At 60.5% G+C, this 1,308-nt stretch carries 2 protein-coding genes; one reads left to right on the forward strand and one right to left on the reverse strand.

Translation table 11 applies throughout. The annotated features are described in order from the left end of the window. Positions 1 to 112: 112 nt before the first annotated feature. Entirely contained in the window at positions 113 to 403 is a 291-nt protein-coding gene (locus CON76_RS04295; protein WP_101102127.1) for a BrnA antitoxin family protein, read from the forward strand. Between the two features lie 527 nt (positions 404 to 930). Here CON76_RS04295 and CON76_RS04300 read toward each other — a convergent pair. Beyond that, positions 931 to 1,308 (reverse strand): RNA-guided endonuclease InsQ/TnpB family protein (locus CON76_RS04300; protein WP_145995327.1); only part of this gene is annotated, 378 nt, incomplete at its 5' end.

Raw genomic sequence — 1,308 nt, forward strand, 5'->3', positions numbered from 1 at the left:
CTGAACCCCGAGGCTTGCCGCTCAGTCTGGGTCATTTTGATTACCGCCTACGCCAAAGGCGATGCAGACAACCTGCCCACCGCTTTCTTGAACCGTTTGAAGGAGCTTTACGATGCCTGACCATCCAACTGCATACCCAGGGGTGGATGCCGACACCGCACAACTCATGCGTGATCTGGAACAAGGGCTGGCCGAAGCCCAAGCTGGCGTTTATGCCCGCATCACCACACCCGAACAAATCGCAGCACGCCGGGGCCGCCCCCCCCAAACTACGCACAAACAGCCTGTCACGCTGCGGCTCGACCCGGATGCGCTCGCCACTTGGCGGGCCAGCGGCAAAGGCTGGCAAACCCGTGCCGCACAAGTGCTGGCCGACTGGGCCAAGACACATTCCCCGGCTTAACAATTGAACGCAACACATCTGCAAGCCCGCGACGCGGGCCGCGCAGCACGGAAAACGACGTTCGAGACGCTGCCCGATGGCCGCGTGCGGCGTTGTACTTGTGGCTCCGATGGCACCGTGTTACGGCAGGAACTGCTGGAAAATCCGCCATCGCATCCATGAAAATCAACGTCATCGAGATCAACCGCTACGCGCCGCTGCCCTACGTGTTTTCGGAGGCGGCGCGGTTTTTGCGCGATAGCATCCGGCTGGCGGGTTTTGCGTCCGATCATCTGGTTCACTGCGTCGAACCGGGCGTGTTGAGCATCGTGCTGGGCGGTCACCCCGATGAGACTTTGCTGCACGGCATCCCCGCCGACGAGTTGATTGTGTTCAACTTTGAACAGTTGGGCTCAAACTCCGCGCTGGTCACACCGCGCTACCTCGACTGGCTCAAGGCGCACGTGGTGTTCGACTACCACGCCAGCAACATCGCACATTTGGTAGCGCAAGGAGCCAATCCGCAACGCTTTGACATCCTCCCCGTCCTAGCGGACGGGGATTCCTGCTGCCAGACGGCGATGCCCCGCCGCGAGAATGTTTTTGGCCGCGTTCACGTCGCGGTCGTGTACCGCTCCGCATTCGCTGCACGTCCATTCCCTTATTCGCAAACCCGCCCTACCTTTCGGACTGCTGGCGGGTATCACCCCGCAGCACGAGCAAGTCTGGGTTGAATACGCTTCGTTCACGACCTCGAACACCACACCGGCCTGATGGCTCTTTTGTTCCAACATGGTTTTCAGCATGGCCCAGCCCGCGTCCAGCGTGCTTTTGGCCATACGGGTCTTGACCAGCTTGGCGCTGGCCACGTCGCCCACAAAGATGGCGGCGTTGTTTTGCACCATCGTGGTGCTGAATTTGTGCAA

The organism is Macromonas bipunctata, assembly GCF_002837135.1.
Taxonomy (GTDB): domain Bacteria; phylum Pseudomonadota; class Gammaproteobacteria; order Burkholderiales; family Burkholderiaceae_C; genus Macromonas_A; species Macromonas_A bipunctata.

Bases quoted from the DNA above. Each gene is read 5' to 3' on its own strand.
- CON76_RS04295 (WP_101102127.1), top strand. From the start codon at position 113: ATGCCTGACCATCCAACTGCATACCCAGGGGTGGATGCCGACACCGCA.